The organism is Sphingobium boeckii, from assembly GCF_014199215.1.
GTDB classification, from domain to species: domain Bacteria; phylum Pseudomonadota; class Alphaproteobacteria; order Sphingomonadales; family Sphingomonadaceae; genus Sphingobium_A; species Sphingobium_A boeckii.
In genome coordinates this window covers 262,033-283,640 of sequence record NZ_JACIJC010000003.1, presented here as the reverse complement: position 1 = coordinate 283,640, position 21,608 = coordinate 262,033, and the positions used below count along the sequence as shown (strand labels likewise).

Genomic DNA, 21,608 nt, shown 5'->3' with positions numbered 1-21,608 from the left:
TAGTTTCCATATGTGAAGCCATGCCATCTCGTGGATCATATCTCCACGAGATGGCCGTTTGGCTCAGCGTTTACCCGGAGTCTTGCAGGAAGCGCCCTTGGTTGCGGTCCAGGTGATCGCTTCCTCGAGCAGGGCGACGTGCTGGGGCTGGCTGTAAGTTGCCGGCACATGGCCGATCGCGGAGTAGAACATCCGTCCCTTGCCGATGCAGTTCGTCCAAGCGAGCGGGTGATCGCCCATGCGCAGATCCAGGTTCATCATCCCCATCGGTTTGTAGGTGCTTTCGTCCAGCGTCAGCAGCACGTTGGCACCGGCATCCCGCGGATTGGTGCGGAAGGAATACCATTCGTCGGTCATCCGCCATTCCTTCGGCAAGACCTTCGCGAGCGGATGGGCCTCGTTCACGGCCACGCGCGCCTCTTGAAACTGAGGGCTTTGCGGATGGCCCTTGAAACGGGCACCGATCAGCGTGTCCACATACCAGTCCCAATAATAAACAGGATCGCCGGCTGATCCGTGCATCGCGATGAAGCCGCCGCCGCCTTCGATATAATTCTGCAGTGCGCGGCGTTGGCCGAGCGTGAGCACATCGCCGCTGATGTTGTTCCAGATGACCGCATCGAACTGACGCAGGGTCTTCGGATTGATCGCGCCGCCCTTTTCCGTCACCGCAATGGCCCAGCCCTTGCGTTTCGCCATGGCCAGCAGCGCTGCGTGCGAAGCATCGACCGAGGGACCGTCACGAAACCCGTTGATCTTTTCGAACAGCAAAAGCCTGGGACGGCCCTTCGCGAGCTTGAATTTGGGAACGTCATTGTCGTATCGCGCGCACCGCGCCACCTTGTCGGCCGGCGTGACCGGCAGCGCCTGCAACTGGGTATCGATCGTCCGCAGTCCGTCTTCCTTCAACCCGAGAAAGCCGGATGCTTCCCGAAGAGAGAGGATCGCGGCGAATGTCGGCGCAACCGTGCCGGCGAAGCGGGCAGGCAAATTTTTGAACTTGCCAGGCGCGGCCTGATCCAGCACCGCGCGCGCCGCCGGGCTGAGCAACACATCGACCAGCGGAGATCCGATGGAGAATTTCGCATCGCGCAGGGGGCAATCCACAACGGGAGCCGCTGCCGCGGGCGTAGCGAAGGCAGAAGCCAAGATGGCGATGGTGCCGAATAAGGCGCTTTTGATAGACATCGAACTGAATCCTTTGTGGGATAGTGTCTGGATTGGCGCAGACGGAATGGATTTCACCATTCCGTCTGTGCGCTTTGTCGCCGCGTCAGATTTTGCCTTCGCGCAGGAATTCCACGGCATGGTGCGCTGCCCGCGCCGACAGCGCCATATAGGTAAGCGAAGGATTCTGGCATCCGCTCGAAGCCATGGCCGACCCGTCCGTGATGAACAGGTTGGGTACGTCGTGCGCCTGGTTGAACCCGTTCAGCACGGACTTGGCAGGATCCTTGCCCATGCAGGCCGTGCCCATTTCGTGGATGCCGAGACCAGGAACGCCCGGCTCCGTTCCGGTGCTCACGACAATCCCGCCGACGGCTTCGACCATCGCCTTGCCATCCGTGATGATCTGCTTCGCCATTTCCTGTTCGTTCGGCCCGATGGCGCAATCGATATGCGTGATCGGGATGCCCCATTTATCCTTGCGGTTCGGATGGAGCGTCACCCGGTTTTCGGGATTGGGCAGCATCTCGCCAAAGCCCGAAATATAGACCATCCAAGGGCCGAGTTTGCGCGTGCGTTCCTTCAGATCAGCGCCCATGCCCGGCTTGCCGAGCGCCGCAGTGCGCCAGCCCATCCGCATCGCGCCGCCCTGATAGCCATAGCCGCGCAGGAAAGCGCCGGGTTCGGAAACATTGCGGAAGCGGGGGATGTAGAGGCCGGTCGGGCGGCGGCCCTTGTAGAAAGTGTCCGGTCCATTGGGCAGCACACCCGCCACGGAAAGGCCGTAAAGGTGATCCATCAGGTTTCGCCCGACCATGTCCGACGAATTCGCCAAACCCTCGGGAAAGGCGTCAGACTTGGAATTGAGCAGGATCTGGGTCGTGCCGATGGTCGAAGCGCAACTGAAGATCACCTTGGCCTCATAGGTCTGGGTCTTCTTCGTATTGGAATCGATCACGCGCACGCCCGTGGCCTTGCCGGTCTTGGGATCGTGGATGATGGAATGGACGATCGCATCGGTAACGATCGTCAGATTGCCGGTGCGCTCCGCGGCGGGCAGCGACGAGCTGAGGCTTGAATGGTAGGCACCATAGCTGCAGCCGCGTTCGCATAGCGAACGGACCTGACAGGATGTGCGGCCCAATTCCTCATGCTGCGGCTGGGCCTGAGAAAGATTGGCCACGCGCCCCGGGATCACGTTGCGACCGGGAAATTTGCTCTCCACGGCTTTCTTGAACATGATTTCGGCGTCGTTCAGGCCGAAGGGCGGCAGGAATTCGCCATCGGGAAGCTGCGCCAGCCCTTCTTTCGAGCCCGCGACCCCGATGAACTTTTCGATATGATCATACCAGGGGGCCAGATCCTCATAGCGGATCGGCCAATCGGAACCATGGCCGTCCTTGGCATTGGCCTCGAAATCCATGGCGGATAGCCGGTAGGATTGCCGGCCCCACATCAGCGAACGGCCGCCGAGATGATTGCCGCGGATCCAGCTAAACGGTTTGCCTTCAGGCGTGGAATAGGGGTGTTCGCTATCCTTCACCCAGAAATCCTTGTTCGCCGAAGACATGGCGTAGCACTGGCTCTGGATCGGATAGTCGTTCGCCACTTCCTCTTCGGGAATCATGCCGGCGTCCGGAAGCTCCCAGGGCTGCAGGCCATCGCTGTACGAGGCACCATGTTCCAGCTTGCGGCCGCGCTCGATCACGAGCGTCTTGAGCCCGCGTTCGCATAATTCCTTAGCAGCGATGGCACCGCTCATGCCCGAACCGATTACGATTGCATCAAACATATCAAATACTCCGTTCAGAACAGGCCGGCGCCGCCGGTGGGGCGGGTTTCGGAGGTGACGGGTATGGAGGGCAGCCAGACGCCGGGCGTGTGCTCATAGACCAGCTCGTGGGTGAGCGCGGCTTCCGAGATATAATAAAGGATGACCAGCAGCTCTTTCAGCTTGCCATAGCTCGGATTGGCGTAAAGCGGACCTTGCAGCATGGCGAAGGTTTTCGAATCCTTCGGACGCGGCATCACCTTGAGCGCCTCCACGTCATAGGGCAGGAGCAGCGCCAGGCGATCCGCGCTGGAAAGATCTGCAAAACCCTTGCCTCGCTTCTCGATGGCGAGACGATCGACCGCCGTCAGCGCACCGATCAGTTCATCGCGGCGTGCAGGCGACGCCCAGTGAAAAAGCAGCGCATCGAAGGTGGCGGGCACTCCCGCATCCACCGCACCCGGTGTATCGGTGCGCGGCACGAACGTGTCCGCCAGCGCCGTGAGCAGCAGGAAATTCGGCTTGGAAAGCCCAGACTTGCCGCTTGTGGCGGCTTTTGCCAGAGCCGCGGTGCTGAAGCCCCCCGTGGCGGACGCCCCCACAAGCAGCATCATGCGCGTCATCATCGATCGCCGGTCCAGCGACAGCAGTTCATTCATGAGCATCACTCCTTGTGAGCGTTCGTTCGGACATCGGATTTTGCAATGCCGTCATTGCGCCTGGTCCCAGCATTCGCGGATCAGACCATGGCCTTCGGTATAGACCTCGCGCGGATCGGCGAAGAAATCACGCCATACGCGGGTGGCGGCTGCAAGCTCAGGCACGCCGCGGCCAAAGGCCTCGATCGTGAGCCAGTCATCATAGCCGAGCGCCTTGAGCGCGGCGATCGTCTCCCGGATCTTCGCGTGGCCGCGGCCGGGCGTGCCGCGATCGTTTTCCGAGATATGGACGTGGGTCAGCGCGCCAGACGCATGGAGCGCGTGCAATGCCGCGATCGGATCGCGCTCCTCGATATTGGCGTGGAACGTGTCATACAGAATGCCGAAGCCCGGCTCCGCGACCCGCGCGGCATAAGCGATCGCCTGCTCGCAGGTGTTGAGCAGATGCGCCTCGAAACGGTTGAGCGGTTCGAGCGCGGCGGTGATGCCGGCGGCATAGGCTTCGGGAACGATCTTGCGGTGAATCTCGGCACAGTGCTCAAGCTCGGTCTCGCTGGGCCGTTCTCCGGTGAAAACACCCAGCGCCTGAAACCAGGGACCGGCCAGAACGGTGCCGCCCAATGCGGCGGAGCAATCGATCACCCGGCGCAAATGATCCATGGCGCGGGCGCGATCGGCGGCATCGGGCGAGATCGGGCTATGCGCCGCATCCGGGATGATGGCGACCACGGTACGTTGCAGGCCGATATCGTCCAGCACGCCGCCGAGCCAGCGATAATGCGCCGGATCGCCAACATCGAATACCGGGACTTCGACGCCGTCAAAGCCGGTATCCTTCAAGGCCTGGAGAATCGGGATATGCTCCTCGGTGACGTGGCCGGTCCAGAGCAGCATGTTGATGCCGATTTTCATGTGTTCAGCCTTTCCGTTTGCGCTCGGCAAGCCAGACGGCCCCGAAGATGAAGAAGAGGATCACTGGAACAAGGGCGATCACCTGGAAGGATTGCTGCGCAGCAAAACCCAATACCTGCTGCAATTCCGGCCCCGGCTGCAGCGCCGCAAACGCGGCCTCGCCGCCGGCCTTGTCCAGCTTGGCCTGGTCATAGATCTTGCCGATCTGGGGCAGGACGAAATAGATCGCCATGGCACCGGCAAATCCGACGATCCCGATGCTCCATGCGCCACCACGCGGAAAACGGCGCGCGGAGGCTGCGAGCATCGTCGGCCACATGAAACACACGCCAAACGCCCACAGTGTCGCCGCGACGATCGCGGTGGCGGGCGTCGACGCCAGGCTCAACAGATAAAGGCCGATCGCCGCCGGGATGGTGCAGATGCACAGCAGACCCATGTCCGAAAAGCGCTGCTCCAGCGCGCCTGCAAAATGGCGCATGATGAACATGATCGCGGAGACATAGACGAGCACCAATATGCCCGGCATCCCGACGCTCTGCGTGAGCGCGATATCCACCCAGGAACCCGGCGCGAGTTCGGCGGACGCGGTGAGGAACATGATGCCCGGAAAAATCCAGAAGCTGGGGCGCTTGAAAGGCTCTGCCAGCATTTCCCTGAACGGCACGCCCATGGCGGTGCTTTCGGTCTTCGGAAAGGTCTGCGTCAGCGTCCACAGGCCAAAGATGATGCCGGGTATCGTGATCAGCGCAACCAGCGCCTGCCAGCCAAGATCGAACTGTTCGAAGAACAGGATGCTGGCGAGACCGCCGACCACGATGCCGGCGGGCCACCAGGCATGGAGCCTGTTGAGCTTGCCGGTCTTGTCATCGGGATAAAGCGCGGTGGTGACCGGATTGATCGAGGCTTCGGTCGCGCCCCAGCCAAAGCCGCAGACGACCATGCCGAGCGTCAGCAAACGATAGACTGAGTCGATGCCGTCCATATTGGGAGACAAAAGGATCAGCACCGGGCCGATGATGTAGCAGGCGGAGGCGAACAGGATGACGCGCTTTGCGCCGAACACGTCAAGCAAAGGGCTGATGATCAGCAGGCTGACGGCAAAGCCCAGAAAGGAATTGCCCAGCGCGGCGGCGATCATCTCGCCTGAATGGAGCGGCACGGCCGAGTCCAGCAGCGCCGCCTTGATCGCGCCGGACGCGCCGGTGCGGATCGAAAAGGAGAGCGCTGCCGTGAACAGGGCCAGCACACAGATCCAGAATATGGCCCTGCGATTATGCGTATCTGCGTTCATGCCCCTCATCCTTCTTTATCGTTTTTGTCGTTATCTTTGTTTCAGGTAGCGCTCAGGCCGAGCGCCCCGCGAATGATCGCATCATCCGCGCCCGTGCCGGCGAAATCATCGAACGCCTTTTCCGCCTTGCGGATCATGTGACGTGCGATGAAGGGCGCGCCCTCGGCGGCGCCCTGCTCGGGATGTTTGAGCGCGCATTCCCATTCCAGCACGGCCCAGCCATCATAGCCATATTGCGTGAATTTGGAGAAGATTCCGCCGAAATCGATCTGTCCGTCGCCCAGCGACCGGAAGCGCCCGGGCCGTTCGACCCAATTGGAATAGGAACCATAGACACCCGCACGACCGTTGGGGCGGAACTCGGCATCCTTCACATGGAAGGCCTTGATGCGATCATGATAGATATCGATGAACGCGAGATAATCGAGTTGCTGCAGCAGGAAATGCGACGGATCATAGAGAATGTTGGCGCGCGGATGATTGTCCACGGCCTCGAGGAAGCGCTCGAAGGTCACGCCGTCGTGCAGGTCTTCGCCGGGATGCAATTCATAACAGGCATTGACGCCCTCATCCTCGAACACATCGAGGATCGGTTTCCAGCGGCGGCCGAGTTCGGCAAAGCCGGCTTCCACCAGCCCGGCCGGACGCTGCGGCCAAGGATAAAACATGTGCCACATCAACGCGCCTGAAAAGGTGGCGTGGTTTTTCAGACCAAAGCGGCGACTGGCGCGGGCGGCGAGCTTGACCTGCTCCACAGCCCATTGCTGGCGTTCTGCCGGTTTGCCGTGAAGCGCCGCTGGGGCAAAGCCGTCGAACTGGGTGTCGAAAGCGGGGTGGGTGGCGACAAGCTGCCCCTGCAGATGCGAGGCAAGCTCAGACACTTCGACGCCATTGTGCGCACACACGCCCTTGATCTCGTCGACATAATCCTGGCTCTCTGCAGCCAGCTTCAGATCGATGAAGCGCGTATCCCAGCTCGGGATCTGGACGCCCTTATAGCCAAGGCCGGCCACCCATTTCGTGATGGAGTCCAGCGTATTGAACGGCGCCACGTCTCCAGCGAACTGGGCGAGGAAGATAGCCGGACCTTTCATCATATGCTCCTTCAGGAAATTGTCGAAAGATCGACCCACACAGCACCCTGGCGGCTCGATTCAAGGCTGGCGCGAATGAATTTCATGCCGGCGATCGCATCGTCCATCGTCGCAAAGCCAGGCTCGCCACTGTCGCTGGCGATGCCGCGGATCGCACGGCCGAAGGCGGCATAGATATTCGCGAACGCTTCGAGATAGCCTTCGGGATGGCCGCCCGGCGTGCGCTGGATCGCAAGCAGGTCCGCGGGCAGATAGGCGCGATTGGCACCGGCATTCCACAATTCGGTGGGGCGATCGCGCCGGCCGACCGTCAGCGTATTGGGCTCTTCCTGCCGCCAGTGCAGGCTGGCGTCCGCGCAATAGACGGAAATGGCAAGATCGTTGGCATCGCCCACGCAAACCTGGCTCGCGGTGAGCGTTCCCTTGCCGCCGCCAGACAGGCGGAACAGCGCCGCGCCGTCATCGTCGATCCGGCGGCCGGGCAGCATGTTGAGTTCGGCACAGATCGCGGCGATCCGCTCGCCGGTGATGAATTCCACCAGATTGGCGGCATGGGTGCCGATATCGCCAAAGGCACCGGCCTCGCCGGACCGCGCCGGGTCCACGCGCCATTCGGCCTGCTTGTTGCCGGCGATGTCGTCGGCACGAGACAGCCAGTCCTGCGTATATTTGACCATCACGCGCCGCACCGCGCCCAATTCGCCGCTCGCGATCATGGCGCGCGCCTGTTTGACCAAGGGATAGCCGGTATAGGTGTGCGTGACGGCGATCTTGCGTCCGCTGCGCGCCGCGGCATCGGCGATGGATTGCGCATTCGCCAGCGTATCCGCCAGCGGCTTATCTATGATCACATCGAATCCGGCCTCCAGCGCAGCGATCGCGGGTGGGGCGTGCATGTGGTTGGGCGTGACGATGGCGACGACTTCGATGCGCTGGTCCGCCGGCAGCGCCTTCTCGCGCTCCAGCATCTCAGCCCATGATCCATAGGTGCGATCCGCCGGCACGCCGATTTCGGCACCGGAGGCGCGCGATTTTTCCGGGGTCGAGGAAAACGCCCCGGCCACCAATTGCCACTGGCCCGCGATCGCCGCCGCGGTGCGGTGGACGCCGCCGATAAAGGCACCTTGCCCGCCGCCGATCATGCCATAGCGAATGGGTGTCATCGCCAGACCTATCGCGTCTGGGACAGATATTGGACCAGCGCGGCCCGCTGGCCGGCGTCCGTGACCGAAATGACCATCCGCGTGCCCGGCACCATGCGGGTAGGGGCGGTGAGATAGCGATCGAGATTGGCCTTGGTCCACGTCACTTTGGATTTCTGCAGAGCCGGCGAATATTTGAAAGCAGTCGCCGCGGCGTTCCGCCCGACCACGCCCCGCAAATTCGGCCCGACGCCGGCCTTTCCGCCGACCGCGACGGAGTGACAGGTCTGGCAGCGTTGGCGGAACAGCGTTTCACCATTGGCGGGTGTTTGCGCGCTCGCCGTCGCCGAACCGGCGACGATCGAGAGGGGAAAAGCGACCGCGCCCATCAAGGTGAGCGCTGAGGCAGACAAGAGCAGGGGGCGTATCATTCTCTCTCCAAATGAGGCATCATTTCCGCAGATAACCGGATTCAATTCAACCGAAACCCGCTATGCCCTTATTCGAACCGGCGAGTTCGATAAGCGGGTTGGCCGTCTGCGGTCAAGGCGAAAGATGACGTGACTTCGCTCCAGCGATGCCGTGCCATCCCTCAAACAATCGGTTGATCGCATATTGAGACGAAATATAACAAACTCACAAGTTCAATTAGTTTTCTACGGATTTCGGGCGCGCGATGCCCGGAGGCGCAAGGGTCAGAGAGAGGAATCGCCGATGTTCATCGAATCGAGTCGCCGCTCGTTCATCACCGGCCTCTCCGCGGTGGGCGCGATGGGCCTGTTGCAGTCGGGCGCGGTCGCCCGACCCACGCGGTCCTTCTTCGATCGCATCGGCCGTCCCCTCGGATTGCAGCTTTATACATTGGGCGACGAGGCGGGGAAGGATATCGACGCCACCTTCGCCCGTGTCTCGGCCTTTGGGTATCGGGATATCGAACTGCCGGGCCTTTATGGCCGCAGCCCCGCCGATATCCGCGCCGCCGCCGATCGTGCGGGCGTTGCGATCAGCAGCCTTCATCTGGCCGCCGGGGCATTCGGCAAAGGCACGGGCCTGATGCTCACCAGCCCGGTTGAAGAGATAGCCGCGAGCCTGAAAGCGCTGGGCGCGGACAAGGCCGTGATGCCGATCATGATCTTTCCCGCCAATATCAAGCCGGAAAAGGGCGAGACGTTCCAGAGCGCCATCGGCCGGGCGATGATTGAGGCGGGGCCGGATATATGGAAGCGCACCGCTTCGATGCTCAATGAGCGAGCCGCCGCCTTGAAGCCGTTCGGCATTCGCCTGGGCTATCACAATCACAATCTGGAATTTGCGCCCGTCGCGGGCACGACCGGATGGGATATTTTGATGGCCGAATGCGATCGGGATCTGATCCACTTCGAAGTCGATGCCGGCTGGATCGCTACGGCCGGGCTCGATCCCGTGGCCTTTCTGCGCAAGCACGCCGGACGCGTTCTGCAAATGCACGTAAAGGACGTGGCTGCGGGGAATACGCAGAATTTCGCGCTTTCGATGAAGCCTGCCGAAGTGGGCAGCGGCGTCCTGGATTGGGCGCGCATATTGCCCGCGGCCTACAAGGCAGGGGTGCGCAATTTCTATGTTGAGCAAGAGCCGCCCTTTACGATTCCGCGTATGGAGGCGGCACGTCGTTCGGCGGATTTCCTGACGGCCCTGAAGGCATGAGAGGGATGGTCACCGCGCCGGCAACGCGCGCGCACTTTACAGCGGACAGCCCGCATTTGCCACGGTCACGCGCGGGTTTGCGCATCCAATACCCCCAAATGGGGGTCGTCTGTGGTGATCTGGGCGGGTAATAAACTCGGACTATAAAAAAAGGGGAGGAATGATGAAGATTTTCCGTGCGCTCGCGTTGACGAGTGTTAGCTTGCTGTCGATCGCAGCGCCTGCATTCGCGCAGGATGGCGCGGTGGCTGAGCCTGCTGCGTCAGAGCCCGCCGCCAACGAAGCCATCATCGTAACCGCGCGTCGGCGCGAAGAAGACGTTCAGGATATTCCTTTGACGGTCAATGTGGTGACCGCCTCGACCTTGGAAAACCTCAACATTCGCGACGGTAGGGACGTCCAGACACTCATCCCCGGCCTGCAATTGCGCACCGAAGCGAACGGCGTCGGCGGCAGCGCCCAGCTTCGCGGCGTTCAATATGACATCAATACCGGTGCACCGCCCAGCGCGGCATTCTATTTGAACGACGCGCCGGTGGAGGCCAGCGTAGTGCTCCAGACGATGTATGACGTGGGTCAGGTCTCCGTCGAGCGTGGCCCGCAGGGCACGTTGCGTGGCATTTCCGCGCCATCGGGTGCGATCGTCGTTACGACGCGGAAGCCTGATCTGGAAGAATTCGGTGGCTACGTTCAGGCAACCGGCAACGATATCGGCACGATCAACGTCAATGGCGCGGTTGGCGTTCCCATCATTCCCGGCATCGCCGCGATCCGTATCGCCGGTGCGCTGGATACCAATGAAGGAAATCGCGTCCGCACGATCGAGACCCGTGGCGACGCTCGGGATCCTTATTCGAAAACCCAAGGCGGCCGTGCCAGCGTGCTCGTGACGCCGGCGGATTGGCTGCGTCTTGAAGGCGTTTATCAGCGGACTGACCGCAATGTCCGCAGTTTTGCGCAATATGAGACGTTCCCCGTCGCCGTAGCGGGCGCGTTGCCAAGCGTGGGGGTCATCACCGCCAAGGATCGTCTCTCGATCCAGGAGACGCCGACCTACATCGACCAGAAGTTCGAAATTTATAACTGGCGCGCCGAAGTGGCTCTGGCCGGCCAGCGGCTGATCTATCAGGGTGGGCACAACAGATTCGATGTGACCTCGATCACCAATCAGGACAGTGCGAACTTCCTCGTCGGTCGTGATTTCAATCAGACCGTCAATACAAGTTCGCGGCAGAGCACGCATGAAGTGCGGTTGCAGAATGAAGAGCGCCTGTTCGACATGGTCGATTATGTCGTCGGCTATTATAATTCATCGATGAAAGCCGCGACCAATCTCACGCAGCAGACGCCGGTTCTGCTTCCCGCTTCCTTTGGTGGCGGCATTGCGACGATCGCGCAGACTCCGATCAGTTCCTTGCGTGACGGCGCGATCACGGAAGAGTCGATCTTCGGAAACCTCACCGTCCATCTCGGCGAGTCCACCGAACTGTCCGGCGGTCTCCGCCACATCGATTCCCACAATCCGGTCGGCCGCCTTATCATCGCCGGCAACACAACGCTGACACCCGCCAAGGATGACAAGGGTTGGGTCTATGTGGCGTCGATCAAGCACAATTTTACGCCTGATTTCATGGTCTATGCCATGACCGGAACGTCGCGACGTATCGGCCCCAATCTGATCGGCGATTTCAGCGCCCTGAAATCACCTTTCCAGATGGCGTTTTCTGATCTGCCCACCGAAACATCGCGCTCCTATGAAATCGGCTTCAAGAGTTCCTGGCTGGACAATCGTCTCCGCCTGAACGCGACGGCCTATCATCAGACGTTCAAGAATTACGCATATCGTGCACCGACGGGCATCTATTATGTCAATTACACCGCCACGGTCAGCAATGGCGTGGTCACGACCACACCGGGCGTCAGTGCAGTCAATTTCGGTGCGGCTGTCCCCGTCGAAGTGAATGGCGTCGAAGCGGAACTCAGCTTCGCCATCACGCCTGAATGGAACATCGGCATCAACGGCAGCTATGCGCTGGGCAAGATCAAGAACGGCCTCGTGGCCTGCACGGATCTCAACGGCGATGGCGTCAACGATGGCCTGACCGCACCGCCGTCGCTTGCTGCACTGCAAGCTGTTGTGGGGGCGAACAATGTGTCCGGTTGCCGCGTAACGCAACGCTCGTCCTTCCAGTCGCCTTTCTCCGCTACGATCCAGAGCGAATATCGTCATTCGATCTCGCCCAAGGTGGATGGTTTCCTGAGAGGGCTGCTGTCGTTCAACGGGCGCTCGCAGGGCGATCCGGGCTATGCCTTCGATCAGGTCGATGCCTATGGCCTGCTCAACGTCTTCACCGGCGTCCGCGCTCCCGATGGTCAGTGGGAATTGTCGCTTTATGCGAAGAACATTCTCGACAAGACCGAAGTAACCAATCGCGGCCTGCCAGCGGTTACGAATTATCAGCAACTGAGCCCGTCATTCACCGCAGTCGCCGCGACCGCCACCAGCAGCTATGCGCAGATCAGCACGACGGCACCGCGCGAATTCGGGCTCAATTTCCGGTTCGCTTTCGGGTCACGCTAAGCCGGAGTCACATCGACAGCGCATAATCATGGCTTGTGCTGTCGATGTGGCATCTTCACATTTTTGAAATCACGATCAGGGAGTTCCGCGTGCGGAGCTCCCTTTTCTGTGGGCGCAGCAAAAGTGCACAAAAAAACGGCCCGGATATGATCCGGGCCGCGAGGAACGGCTCTCAGGGGAGAGTCGTGGTGACTGTCTAGCGCAAGTTGCTGCGCGACATTAGCCCCATATGGGGGCTGCTTAATTTTCAAAGCTATGACAACTCCTTATACTTGGCATCGCCCGTAACGATGCGTGAATATGACGACCTGTTCGGCACGAACCCGCAGCAGGCGCACCCCCGGAGCATGAGGATGCAGAATATGGTCGATCGCCCATTCTTGCGCAGCATATTCGATGCTGCGGCCGATGCGATCGTCGCCGCGCCGCACGATGGTCAGCCCTAGATATGGTGGACAGCCGTCATCTCGTCGATCCGGAACTGCTTCCGGGGCTCGCGCTTATTCCAGACATCGAATTTTCGGCTGAAACGCTTCCGGATATCCGCTTGCAGATCGCGCATATGACGGAACTGCGCGCGCAGCCGACGATGAATGAGGTCAGGGTTGAGCGCCGGACGATCAGCGCGCTCGCGGGGCATGACGTTCCGGTCCTGATCATCAGGCCAAAGGCACTGACGGAAATCCTGCCGGCCGTGCTGTATTTGCACGGAGGGGCATTCCTCCTCGGGTCTGCCAAGGCGATGCAAACCCCCAACAGCCTGATGGCCCTGGAAGCGGGCTGCGTGGTGGTGTCCGTCGATTATCGCCTGGCACCGGAGACGCCGCATCCCGGGCCGATCGAAGATTGCTATGCTGCGCTGCGCTGGCTGCATGACAATGCCGCATCGCTGGGCGTGGATCCGGCGCGCATCGCGGTGGCCGGCGAAAGCGCGGGCGGCGGCCTGGCCGCAGCGCTCGCGCTTCTCGCCAGGGATCGCGGCGAGGTTCCGCTGGTGCATCAGCATTTGATTTACCCCATGCTCGACGATCGCACCGGGCCGGACACCGCAAACCCCTATGCGGGGCAATTCATTCATTCGGCGCGCTCCAATCGCTTCGCCTGGTCATCCCTGCTCGGGCAGCCGGCGGGGTCGGAGGGCGTGTCGCCTTATGCGGCCGCGGCGCGCGCGGAGGATCTGGCGGGTCTGCCCGGCGCTTATATCGCTGTGGGCGCGCTCGATCTCTTCGCAGAGGAAAATCTCGACTATGCGCGCCGGTTGATGCGTGCCGGGGTACCGGTCGAACTGCACCTTTATCCCGGCGCCTATCATGGCTTCGAACTCGCCGCCAACGCCGCGCTGACGCTGCGGGCGCATGACAATTCCATCAACGCATTGCAGCGCGCGCTGCGCGCCTCGCTTTAAGGATCACAGACCATGTCGCTCAAAGGGAAAATTGCCGTTGTCACCGGGGCCGCGCGGGGGCTGGGACGGGCGATCAGCCTGCGTCTGGCGCAAGGTGGTGCGGCGATTTCGGTGTGGGATCTGAACGGTGCCGGTGCCGAGGAGACCGCCCGGATGATCCGCGAAGCCGGCGGCTCCGCGATCGCGGTGCAGGCCAATTCCGCCAAGGCCGACGAAATCGCTCGGGGCGTGGCTCAGACGCACGCCGAACTCGGCCCGGTGTCGATCCTGGTCAACAATGCCGCGCTGTCGCCCTTCGTGCCCTTTCAGGATATCACCGAGGAAATCTGGGATGATCTGATGGCCATCAATCTCAAGGGCCCGTTTCTGTGCTGCAAGGCGATCATTCCCGATATGCTGGCGGCCGGCTGGGGACGGATCATCAACATATCCTCTTCCTCCGCCCAGACCGGCGCGCCGGCGATGGCGCATTATGTGGCGTCGAAAGGGGGCGTCATCGGCTTCACCAAAGCGCTGGCGATGGAATATGCCAATAGCGGGATTACCGTGAACAACGTGCCGCCGGGGTTCGTGAACACCGAGGGGCTGCGCGAAGCGCCGGTGAATATCGACGCCTTCGCGCCCACCACGCCGATGAAACGTCCGGGCCGGCCGGAGAATATCGCCGCTGCGGTGGCTTACCTGGCCTCGGATGACGCCGACTATGTTACGGGTCATACACTGAGCGTGAATGGCGGCCGATATCTCGGCTGATCCGTCAGCGATAAGGAAGCCCTGTGGGATATTTGACCGAGTTACGCACGCAGTGGCGTCCGCTTGTCGCCGCCACGATCGGCCTGGGCTGCGGGTTTTCGATCACCAATTATGTGACGACGATCATGGCGCCGCATCTGCTGCAGGAATTTGGCTGGTCGAGATCCGAATTCGCCCTGATCAGCAGCCTTGGCCTCGTCAGCGTCGCCATCTTCCCCTTTGTGGGCCGATTGACCGACATGATCGGCGTTCGCCGCACCGCCATGATCGGCGTCACGGCCATGCCGCTGGCATTTCTGGGGCTCTATGCGATGAATGGTGCCATCAGCACCTATATCGCTTTGTTCCTGTTCCAGGGGATTCTCTGCGTCACGACCACGGCCACCGTCTATAGCCGGACGGTCGTTCAATATGTCATCCGCACGCGCGGGCTGGCGCTCGCGATCGTGGCCTCCGGGCCGGCGCTGAGCGGGGCTGTTGGCGGACCGCTCCTCAACAATTTCGTCGAAGCGCATGGCTGGCGCGCGGGCTATCTCGTGCTCGTGGCCTTCTCGACCATCGCCGGTGCCGCGGCGCTGTTGTTGCTGCCATCCGACAAGAAGCCGTCGGAGGCCCGTCCGCCACGCGCCAAGGCGGATTATGCAGAGATCTTCCGCAATCGGGGCTTCTGGGTGCTGCTCGGCGCGATGTTGCTGTGCAATCTGCCGCAGGTGATCGCGCTGACTCAGCTCAATCTGGTGCTTCTCGATAATGGGGTTTCTACAGCCGGGATCTCCGCCATGATTTCGATCTTCGCCACAGGCGTGCTCGTTGGCCGGTTCGCCAGCGGGCTGGCGCTGGATCGTTTGCCCGCGCATCTGGTTGCCGCGGTGGGGCTGGGCCTGCCCGCGATTGGATTGCTTTTGATTGCGTCGAGCTTCGACGCGCAGATCGTGCTGATGATCGCCGTCCTGCTCATCGGCCTGTCCTTCGGGGCGGAGGGCGATGTGGTCGGCTATCTGGTGGTCCGCAACTTCGGCGTTCGGGTCTATGGCAGCGTGATGGGCATGATGACCGCCGCGATCGCGATATCGTCGTCCATCGGGGCGATCGCGCTCAGCATCGCGATCAAGCTCACCGGCGGGTTCGGTGCCTTTCTGGTGGCGACCGCCATAGCGGTGCTCGTCGGCAGCATCCTGCTGCTCTGGCTCCCGGCCTCGCCGCCCGCGGAGGCCGCGCCGGATCAGCCAGCCGTTGCGTGATCGAGTCCGGCGCTAATCGCGCGGGGCCAGTGCGATCACGCTGCGCATGATGATGCGGATGAGGTCCGGCAGGCCACGGGCGCCGGTCTTCGCATAGATCGCCTTGGATCGCTTGCGCGACGTGCCCACGGTGATCCCCAATGCCGTCGCAGCCTCCTCGATCGACATGCCGCGGCTCAGCGCCAGCGCCAGCCGCGCCTCGCCGTTGGAGAGGCCGAAAAGCTGGGTGAGTTGCTCGCATCGATCCTCGGCGTGCCAGCTATCGCCATGGACATAGGCGATGGCAACTGCACGGGGATGTGCTGAGATCCGGTTATGCGTCATCGGGACCAGAAGCATGTCCAGCCAAGGATCTTGGCTCAGAATGAAGGCGCGCGGTCTGGCCTTCGGATCGTCGGCGATCGCTTCGATGGCGTCTAGGATCGTCCGTGCGAGCGATGCGGGCTCAATGACCAGACGGCTGTTAGCCCCTTTGCTCAGCACGCCTGACATCGTCATCGCGCGGCCGGCTTCATGATCGTATTCGACCAGATGTCCGCGGGCATCCAGCGTCATCCAGGCGAAATAGAGACGCCGCATGGCGTCTCCGGTGACTGAAGCCGAGAAGCGCGCGCTTTCGAGCGCGACGTATAGCCGCAGAACGCCTCGCATGATGGGGGCAATGGTCAGCAGCAGTGCTTCGTCGGCCGGCAGGAAATCGTCCATCCGGCGCGAGATCGTCAGCCAGGCGCTGACGCCGGTCGGCTCCATGACCCGGACCATCCGGCACGCCGTGATCCCGCTAGCGGCGATGACCTCTTGGTAGAACTTGCCGCTATGTTTGCTGCTATTGGGGGGATAGAGTTCGTCAAACGCATAGACCCGGCCTTCTTCCAGCTTCAGATCGGTCAAGGCTTCGAGGCCGCCCAAATGGCTTCCGTAAACCTGATCGACGGAAGGCACCGGAATATCCCCCGAAAAGAGGTGGACCGCTTCGGCCAGGGGCCGCTCATGCGGGCGAAAGAGAAGCGTCGCGAAATCGGCCCCGGTCAAGCGGCGCAGTTGATCCAGAAACCGCGACCATGGCGGGTCTTCGAACGCGCCATCCATGATGGCCGAGATCAAACCATCTTGATCCTGGGTGGAATGCAAGCTCGCTCTCCCGCGCCATGCCCGCATAAGGGGTGCTCTATCGCCCCGTATCTATGGCATTGCCCTGCCGCGGGCAATGGCGCGCTTCGCGGCGATCGCGTCAGCCGAGGCGGAACGAGACCATGCTGTCTTTCAGCCCTTCCGCGTGCGCGGTGACGATCACCTTTCCTGCGTGATCCGAACCCCGGATCACGGCAAGCGCACGCCCCCGCCATGCTTTGGCTTTGCCCGATCGATAGCTGCCGACGGCCATGGGGTTGGCGCTGCCAAAGGCGAGCAATTCGCCCGCACCTTGAACCGAAACCGCGATTTCGTGATCGCCTTCCGGAATGATCCGGCCCTGCGCGTCCACGACCTCGGCCGAGACATAGGTGAGCGCCTGCCGCCCCGCAGATCGGTCGCTGCGCTCGGTACGAAGCCGCACCGCCGCCGGGGCACCAATGGTCTCCAGCCGTCGCCGTCCGATCTCGACACCGTCGCGATAAGCGATCGCCACCAATGCGCCGGGCGCATAAGGCACGGTGAAATCGGCAAGCTTGTGATCAGAGGGCGTGAGCGCACGCACCGCGATCTGACGACCGTTTAGTTCCAATGCGATCTTGTCTCCCGCGCTGTAGGCGCGAACGGCCAGCGGGCGACCGGGTTCGACCGGCCAGGTCCAGCTTGGCAGCTCGTCAGACCATCCCCAGAAGCGCAGCAGCTCTTCGGTCCCTTCAGGCGCGGGCCGCTGGACCGCCACTTCCAGCGCGCTGACGCCCCATAAAACGTCGCGTGCGAAAGACGCTGCCTTTTGATTGCCGATCAGATCGATATCGCCGCAATAGGCATTGATCCAGGGCCAGCACGATGGAGGAATGCGCGGGGTGCCGGCGGGCAGGAATTCACTGCCGCCGATCCCGGCCTCTCCCAGATAATCCATCGCCGTCCAGACGAAATCGCCGATCAGCCACGGAGACTTTTCGGTTTTCTCCCAGATTGCGAACATCTCCTTGGGAAAGCTTTCCGATCCGTAAAAGACCCGCTGGGGGAAGCGCGCATGATCCGCTTCATAATCGGCAAGCTTGTAATTATATCCGATCACATCGAGAAAAGCGGTGCTGGTCCGATCGGTCGTGCCGGCAGCGCCGGCCCGGGACGCTTTTTCGGAGGTGGTTGCGACATGGCCGGCAAAGCCGTGGATCGCGGCGGTGACCGCCCGGGTCGGATCGAGGCGATGCACGGCATTGGCGAGTTGCCATTGCAGTTCGATGCCTGCGGGCTTGTCGCGACCGGGGATTTCGTTGCCGATGCTCCACATGACGATGCTGGCGTGATTGCGCATCGAACGGACGATCGTATCGAGATCCTTCTTCCAGTCGCGCTCGAAGAAGGTTGAGAAATCGTCGGGCGTCTTGGGTTCGCGCCACAAATCGAACGCTTCGCAAATCACCATCACGCCTTGAACGTCGCAGGCGCGCAGGAAAGCGGGAGAGAAGGGGATGTGCGAGGGGCGGACTGCATTATAGCCGCGCGCCTTGAGCAAGGACACCTTGCGCTGCTCGGCGTCGTCGAACGCCGCCGATCCGATGATGCCGTGATCGTGATGGATGCACCCGCCGCGCAATTTGGTGGGAACGCCGTTGACCGTCATCCCCGTCGCGGTGTCGAACGCGATCACGCGGACGCCAAAGGGCGTGTCCATGGTATCAAGCGTGCGCGATCCACGGCGCAATTGGGTGGTGGCCGTGTAGAGATTGGGCTGATCGGGCGACCACAATCGTGCGGCTGCGATCGACAGCGTCTGTCGCACGAGCGCGGTGGCAGGGGCGCTGCCTTCCCACATCGTGCGGCCCGCGGCATCACGGACGCGGGTGTGCAGCGTGAGGCCGGGGGGCAAATCATGGACCGCGCTTTCGATCTCGATCGACGCGATGCCGTCTACCAGACGGCGCGTGACGATCTGGACGCCCCAGCGATCCAGACGCGCCGGCTCGGCGGTCACGTCCAGCCACACATTGCGGTAAATGCCCGATCCCGCATACCAGCGCGCATTGTGGCCCAGATTGCGCGCGTGGACAGCGATCAGATTGTTCCCGTCAGCAGCCAGGAAGGGCGTCAGATCATAAGCGAAGGGCGTGTAGCCGTTGCGATGATTGCCGATCTTGTGGCCGTTGATCCAGACGTCGCTATCCATATAGACGCCTTCGAAATGGATCTCCACGCGTCCAGCCTTGGACTTTTCCAGTTGGAAGCGTTTGCGATACCAGCCTTCGCCCCCGATGGTGAAACCGGTATCGGTGCGGCCGGCGGATTTTTGATCGAACGGGCCGCGAATGCGGGCGGGGTCGCCGGCATCGGGTTGCAGATCCTCGATGCTCCAATCGTGCGGAAGATCGAGCGTGCGCCAGCCGGAATCGTCCAGGGCGGCGGCATCGAACCCGTCGCCGATGCCGCGATGGAAGCGCCAGCCCAGATTGAATGCCTGGTTCCGGCCAAGGGAGATGGCCTTGGTGCTGCGCGATTTTGCGGGCGCAGCGGCGGGGAGGGCGGTGGCAGCCACGCCGACCGCCGAAATGAGAAGCTCGCGACGATCGAGCGGGAATCCAGTCTTGCTCACCGAGCAGCTCCCGTCGACGGAATTTGCGCCAATTCGGCATTGATCGTGGCCAGCGTCTTCGGATCCACCGGCGGCCCGAAGACGGCGAAGTCCACCACCGTCATATTATCGAGCAATTTCTTCGTTTCCGGTATCTGCGTGATGAAGCCGATGCTTGGCATATATTTCAGCATCACCGCCCAAGCCGCCGGATTCGCCATCAGCTCTGCAACCGAACAGCCATCGGCGCTCAGCACATAGGGGCGCACGACAGGGGCTTCATAGGCCGCAGCAGGGGGGTAAATGGGCGTTTCCATGATCATCCTCTCGTGCGGATTCCAGCGAAATCGCCGCTGCGCATCGGCTGGTCTACAACGCGTCAAACGGCATGAGCATCTCCAAATGGAGATGCTTCGTCCTCGTCGTCTGGTGTAGGCATTCAAAGTGAGCTCTGGATGGGAAACAGTGCCATGCGATGCGGGGAAACATCCGCGGTCAGCGCGGAAACGCGGCTGGGACAGATGTTGAGAGAGGGCAATGATGAGGTTTCGATATTTCGCGCTTTGCGCTTCGGGCCTGGCGCTGCTGCCATTGGCTACGGGCGGCTGGTCCGTGCCCGCCGGTGCAAGTGCGCCGGCCACTAAAGATACCGTCAAATCGGCGCAGCCTGCAGGCATTAGCGATCAGCAATGCGCGGCATTGACCGGGCAGAAGTTGGCCAACGTCGAAATCCTGAGCGCCGTGGCGCAGCCTGCGGTGGCGTCCACGGCCATGCCCGCATTCTGCCGCGTCGCCGGCAAGATCGTGCCCGAGGCGGGTTCGGATATCCGCTTCGAGGTGTGGATGCCGAGCGCGGGATGGGACGGACGATTCTATGGCGTCGGCCTGGGCGGCTATGCCGGTTCGATCGATTCGATGACCTTGGGCCTTGCGGTCAGGGCCGGGCAGGCCGCCGTGGCCACGGATTCCGGCCATCAGGGATCGCCGATGGACAGCACCTGGGCCAAGGGAAATCCGCAGCGCGTGCGCGATTATGGCTGGCGCGCGACCCACCTTTCCACGGTGGCCGGCAAGCAGCTCGTCAAGGCCTTCTACGGCCGGGACGCCGATCGCTCCTATTTCGTCGGCTGCTCCGGCGGCGGGCGACAGGCGCTGATCGAAGCCTCGCGCTTTCCCGAGGATTATGATGGCGTGGTTGCTGGCGCGCCCGCGGCAAGCTGGACCGATCTGGCGATCGCGATGATCAATCCGATCCAGGCGCAGCTTCCGCCCGGCTCGGCCATTCGTCCCAAGCAGGCCGCGCTGATCCAGGAGGAAGTGGTGCGCCAATGCGACACTGTGGACGGACAGATCGACGGGCTGGTCGCCGATCCGCGACAGTGCAAATTCGACGCCTCGAAACTGGCGTGCGGCACCTCGAAATCAGCGCAATGCTTCGCGCCGGCGCAGGTGACCGCGCTCCAGAAAATCTATGCCGGCCCGCGCGATGCGAAAGGCCGGCCGGTGGCGGGTGCCTATCTTCCGAGTGGGGCCGAGGTGGGAACGCCATCTCCGCAGCTTGGCTGGGAGGGCTATCTTCTGAGGGGCGACAGCAAGCCTGGTGGCGACACATTGGTCTCCGGGCTTTTGCGTGATCTTGTCCAGACTCCGTTCGCCACGCCCGAAACCTTCAACTTCAACACCGATCCAGCGCGCCTGAAATCGGCATTGTCGGCTGATCTCGACGCATCGCCCAATCTGAAGCGTTTCTTCGCGCGTGGCGGCAAGCTTATCCTGTGGCATGGCTGGGCCGATGCCGCGATCCCACCCGAAGCGACGCTGCAATATCATAAGGCGATGCTGAAGCAATCGGGCGCGCGCGCGAAGGCTTCTTCGCAATTGTTCATGGTGCCCGGAATGCAGCATTGCATGGGGGGCACCGGCCCGGGATCATTCGGCCAGATGAATGCACCGCAACAGGGCGACACGCCCGAACGCAGCGTCGTCTCCGCACTGCAGGCCTGGGTCGAAAACGGCCGCAAGCCCGAAACATTGGTCGCCCGGCGTGGTATCGGCGGCCTGATGGGCATCAAGGCGAGCGGACCGGAAAAACAGCGTCTGCTGTGCGCCTATCCGAAACGGGCCGTGCTCCAATCCGGCGCGGATGCCGATCGCGCCTCCAGCTATCATTGCAAATAGGAACAGTTGATGATTTTCCAGA

Annotated in this window: 18 protein-coding genes; 7 read left to right on the top strand and 11 right to left on the bottom strand. The window is 62.0% G+C overall.

Annotated features, from left to right (window positions below; translation table 11 throughout):
- Positions 1-63: 63 nt before the first annotated feature.
- The 8 genes from FHS49_RS09825 to FHS49_RS09790 all read right to left on the bottom strand — a co-directional run bounded on the left by FHS49_RS09825 (position 64) and on the right by FHS49_RS09790 (position 8,470).
- Positions 64-1,188 carry a ThuA domain-containing protein gene (locus FHS49_RS09825; RefSeq protein WP_184017902.1) on the bottom strand — a complete coding sequence of 375 codons (1,125 nt, stop codon included), beginning with the start codon at positions 1,186-1,188 and terminating at the stop codon, positions 64-66.
- Positions 1,189-1,273: 85 nt separating this feature from the next.
- Complete coding sequence (locus tag FHS49_RS09820) at positions 1,274-2,959, bottom strand: GMC oxidoreductase (RefSeq protein ID WP_184017900.1); 1,686 nt, start codon at positions 2,957-2,959, stop codon at positions 1,274-1,276.
- 14 nt (positions 2,960-2,973) lie between these two features.
- Complete coding sequence (locus FHS49_RS09815) at positions 2,974-3,597, bottom strand: gluconate 2-dehydrogenase subunit 3 family protein (RefSeq protein ID WP_184017898.1); 624 nt, start codon at positions 3,595-3,597, stop codon at positions 2,974-2,976.
- Between the two features lie 51 nt (positions 3,598-3,648).
- Entirely contained in the window at positions 3,649-4,509 is an 861-nt protein-coding gene (locus tag FHS49_RS09810; RefSeq protein WP_184017896.1) for a sugar phosphate isomerase/epimerase family protein, read from the bottom strand.
- A gap of 4 nt (positions 4,510-4,513) precedes the next feature.
- Positions 4,514-5,803 (bottom strand): MFS transporter, encoded by a 1,290-nt coding sequence (locus FHS49_RS09805; RefSeq protein ID WP_184017894.1) that lies wholly within the window; start codon positions 5,801-5,803, stop codon positions 4,514-4,516.
- A 41-nt stretch (positions 5,804-5,844) separates the two neighbouring features.
- Positions 5,845-6,897: a sugar phosphate isomerase/epimerase family protein gene (locus tag FHS49_RS09800; RefSeq protein WP_184018600.1), complete on the bottom strand. Its 1,053-nt coding sequence runs from the start codon at positions 6,895-6,897 to the stop codon at positions 5,845-5,847.
- A gap of 11 nt (positions 6,898-6,908) precedes the next feature.
- On the bottom strand, positions 6,909-8,060 hold the full coding sequence (locus FHS49_RS09795; protein WP_221240461.1) for a Gfo/Idh/MocA family protein: 1,152 nt from the start codon (positions 8,058-8,060) through the stop codon (positions 6,909-6,911).
- An 8-nt stretch (positions 8,061-8,068) separates the two neighbouring features.
- On the bottom strand, positions 8,069-8,470 hold the full coding sequence (locus FHS49_RS09790) for a c-type cytochrome (protein WP_246350557.1): 402 nt from the start codon (positions 8,468-8,470) through the stop codon (positions 8,069-8,071).
- Positions 8,471-8,753: 283 nt separating this feature from the next.
- On the opposite strand from FHS49_RS09790, the gene FHS49_RS09785 reads away from it, so the two are divergent.
- The 6 genes from FHS49_RS09785 to FHS49_RS09760 all read left to right on the top strand — a co-directional run bounded on the left by FHS49_RS09785 (position 8,754) and on the right by FHS49_RS09760 (position 15,702).
- Positions 8,754-9,722: a sugar phosphate isomerase/epimerase family protein gene (locus FHS49_RS09785; RefSeq protein ID WP_184017892.1), complete on the top strand. Its 969-nt coding sequence runs from the start codon at positions 8,754-8,756 to the stop codon at positions 9,720-9,722.
- 160 nt (positions 9,723-9,882) lie between these two features.
- Positions 9,883-12,303, top strand: a complete 2,421-nt coding sequence (locus FHS49_RS09780; protein ID WP_343052953.1) for a TonB-dependent receptor — start codon at positions 9,883-9,885, stop codon at positions 12,301-12,303.
- Positions 12,304-12,593: 290 nt separating this feature from the next.
- Positions 12,594-12,749, top strand: a complete 156-nt coding sequence (locus tag FHS49_RS09775) for a hypothetical protein (protein ID WP_184017890.1) — start codon at positions 12,594-12,596, stop codon at positions 12,747-12,749.
- Between the two features lie 2 nt (positions 12,750-12,751).
- Complete coding sequence (locus FHS49_RS09770) at positions 12,752-13,708, top strand: alpha/beta hydrolase (RefSeq protein WP_221240460.1); 957 nt, start codon at positions 12,752-12,754, stop codon at positions 13,706-13,708.
- 12 nt (positions 13,709-13,720) lie between these two features.
- Positions 13,721-14,461 carry an SDR family NAD(P)-dependent oxidoreductase gene (locus FHS49_RS09765; protein ID WP_184017888.1) on the top strand — a complete coding sequence of 247 codons (741 nt, stop codon included), beginning with the start codon at positions 13,721-13,723 and terminating at the stop codon, positions 14,459-14,461.
- Between the two features lie 23 nt (positions 14,462-14,484).
- Entirely contained in the window at positions 14,485-15,702 is a 1,218-nt protein-coding gene (locus FHS49_RS09760; protein ID WP_184017886.1) for an MFS transporter, read from the top strand.
- Positions 15,703-15,714: 12 nt separating this feature from the next.
- Here FHS49_RS09760 and FHS49_RS09755 read toward each other — a convergent pair whose 3' ends face one another.
- The 3 genes from FHS49_RS09755 to FHS49_RS09745 form a co-directional block, all read right to left on the bottom strand.
- Positions 15,715-16,806: a helix-turn-helix transcriptional regulator gene (locus FHS49_RS09755; RefSeq protein ID WP_184017883.1), complete on the bottom strand. Its 1,092-nt coding sequence runs from the start codon at positions 16,804-16,806 to the stop codon at positions 15,715-15,717.
- Between the two features lie 127 nt (positions 16,807-16,933).
- Positions 16,934-19,429 (bottom strand): glycoside hydrolase family 2 TIM barrel-domain containing protein, encoded by a 2,496-nt coding sequence (locus FHS49_RS09750; RefSeq protein ID WP_184017881.1) that lies wholly within the window; start codon positions 19,427-19,429, stop codon positions 16,934-16,936.
- The gene (locus FHS49_RS09745; RefSeq protein ID WP_184017879.1) at positions 19,426-19,725 is read right to left on the bottom strand and encodes a hypothetical protein; all 300 of its coding nucleotides are present in this window, start codon (positions 19,723-19,725) and stop codon (positions 19,426-19,428) included. The genes FHS49_RS09750 and FHS49_RS09745 overlap by 4 nt, the downstream gene beginning before the upstream one ends.
- Before the next feature lie 220 nt (positions 19,726-19,945).
- Between FHS49_RS09745 and FHS49_RS09740 the strand changes: the two genes are divergently transcribed.
- Positions 19,946-21,586: a tannase/feruloyl esterase family alpha/beta hydrolase gene (locus FHS49_RS09740; RefSeq protein WP_184017877.1), complete on the top strand. Its 1,641-nt coding sequence runs from the start codon at positions 19,946-19,948 to the stop codon at positions 21,584-21,586.
- Positions 21,587-21,608 lie beyond the last annotated feature (22 nt).

What these genes read in the sequence shown, in the direction of transcription:
- FHS49_RS09825 (WP_184017902.1), bottom strand. Translation starts at nt 1,188, where the DNA reads ATGTCTATCAAAAGCGCCTTATTCGGCACCATCGCCATCTTGGCTTCT.
- FHS49_RS09820 (WP_184017900.1), bottom strand. Translation starts at nt 2,959, where the DNA reads ATGTTTGATGCAATCGTAATCGGTTCGGGCATGAGCGGTGCCATCGCT.
- FHS49_RS09815 (WP_184017898.1), bottom strand. Translation starts at nt 3,597, where the DNA reads ATGAATGAACTGCTGTCGCTGGACCGGCGATCGATGATGACGCGCATG.
- FHS49_RS09810 (WP_184017896.1), bottom strand. Translation starts at nt 4,509, where the DNA reads ATGAAAATCGGCATCAACATGCTGCTCTGGACCGGCCACGTCACCGAG.
- FHS49_RS09805 (WP_184017894.1), bottom strand. Translation starts at nt 5,803, where the DNA reads ATGAACGCAGATACGCATAATCGCAGGGCCATATTCTGGATCTGTGTG.
- FHS49_RS09800 (WP_184018600.1), bottom strand. Translation starts at nt 6,897, where the DNA reads ATGAAAGGTCCGGCTATCTTCCTCGCCCAGTTCGCTGGAGACGTGGCG.
- FHS49_RS09795 (WP_221240461.1), bottom strand. Translation starts at nt 8,060, where the DNA reads ATGACACCCATTCGCTATGGCATGATCGGCGGCGGGCAAGGTGCCTTT.
- FHS49_RS09790 (WP_246350557.1), bottom strand. Translation starts at nt 8,470, where the DNA reads ATGATACGCCCCCTGCTCTTGTCTGCCTCAGCGCTCACCTTGATGGGC.
- FHS49_RS09785 (WP_184017892.1), top strand. Translation starts at nt 8,754, where the DNA reads ATGTTCATCGAATCGAGTCGCCGCTCGTTCATCACCGGCCTCTCCGCG.
- FHS49_RS09780 (WP_343052953.1), top strand. Translation starts at nt 9,883, where the DNA reads ATGATGAAGATTTTCCGTGCGCTCGCGTTGACGAGTGTTAGCTTGCTG.
- FHS49_RS09775 (WP_184017890.1), top strand. Translation starts at nt 12,594, where the DNA reads ATGCGTGAATATGACGACCTGTTCGGCACGAACCCGCAGCAGGCGCAC.
- FHS49_RS09770 (WP_221240460.1), top strand. Translation starts at nt 12,752, where the DNA reads ATGGTGGACAGCCGTCATCTCGTCGATCCGGAACTGCTTCCGGGGCTC.
- FHS49_RS09765 (WP_184017888.1), top strand. Translation starts at nt 13,721, where the DNA reads ATGTCGCTCAAAGGGAAAATTGCCGTTGTCACCGGGGCCGCGCGGGGG.
- FHS49_RS09745 (WP_184017879.1), bottom strand. Translation starts at nt 19,725, where the DNA reads ATGGAAACGCCCATTTACCCCCCTGCTGCGGCCTATGAAGCCCCTGTC.
- FHS49_RS09740 (WP_184017877.1), top strand. Translation starts at nt 19,946, where the DNA reads ATGATGAGGTTTCGATATTTCGCGCTTTGCGCTTCGGGCCTGGCGCTG.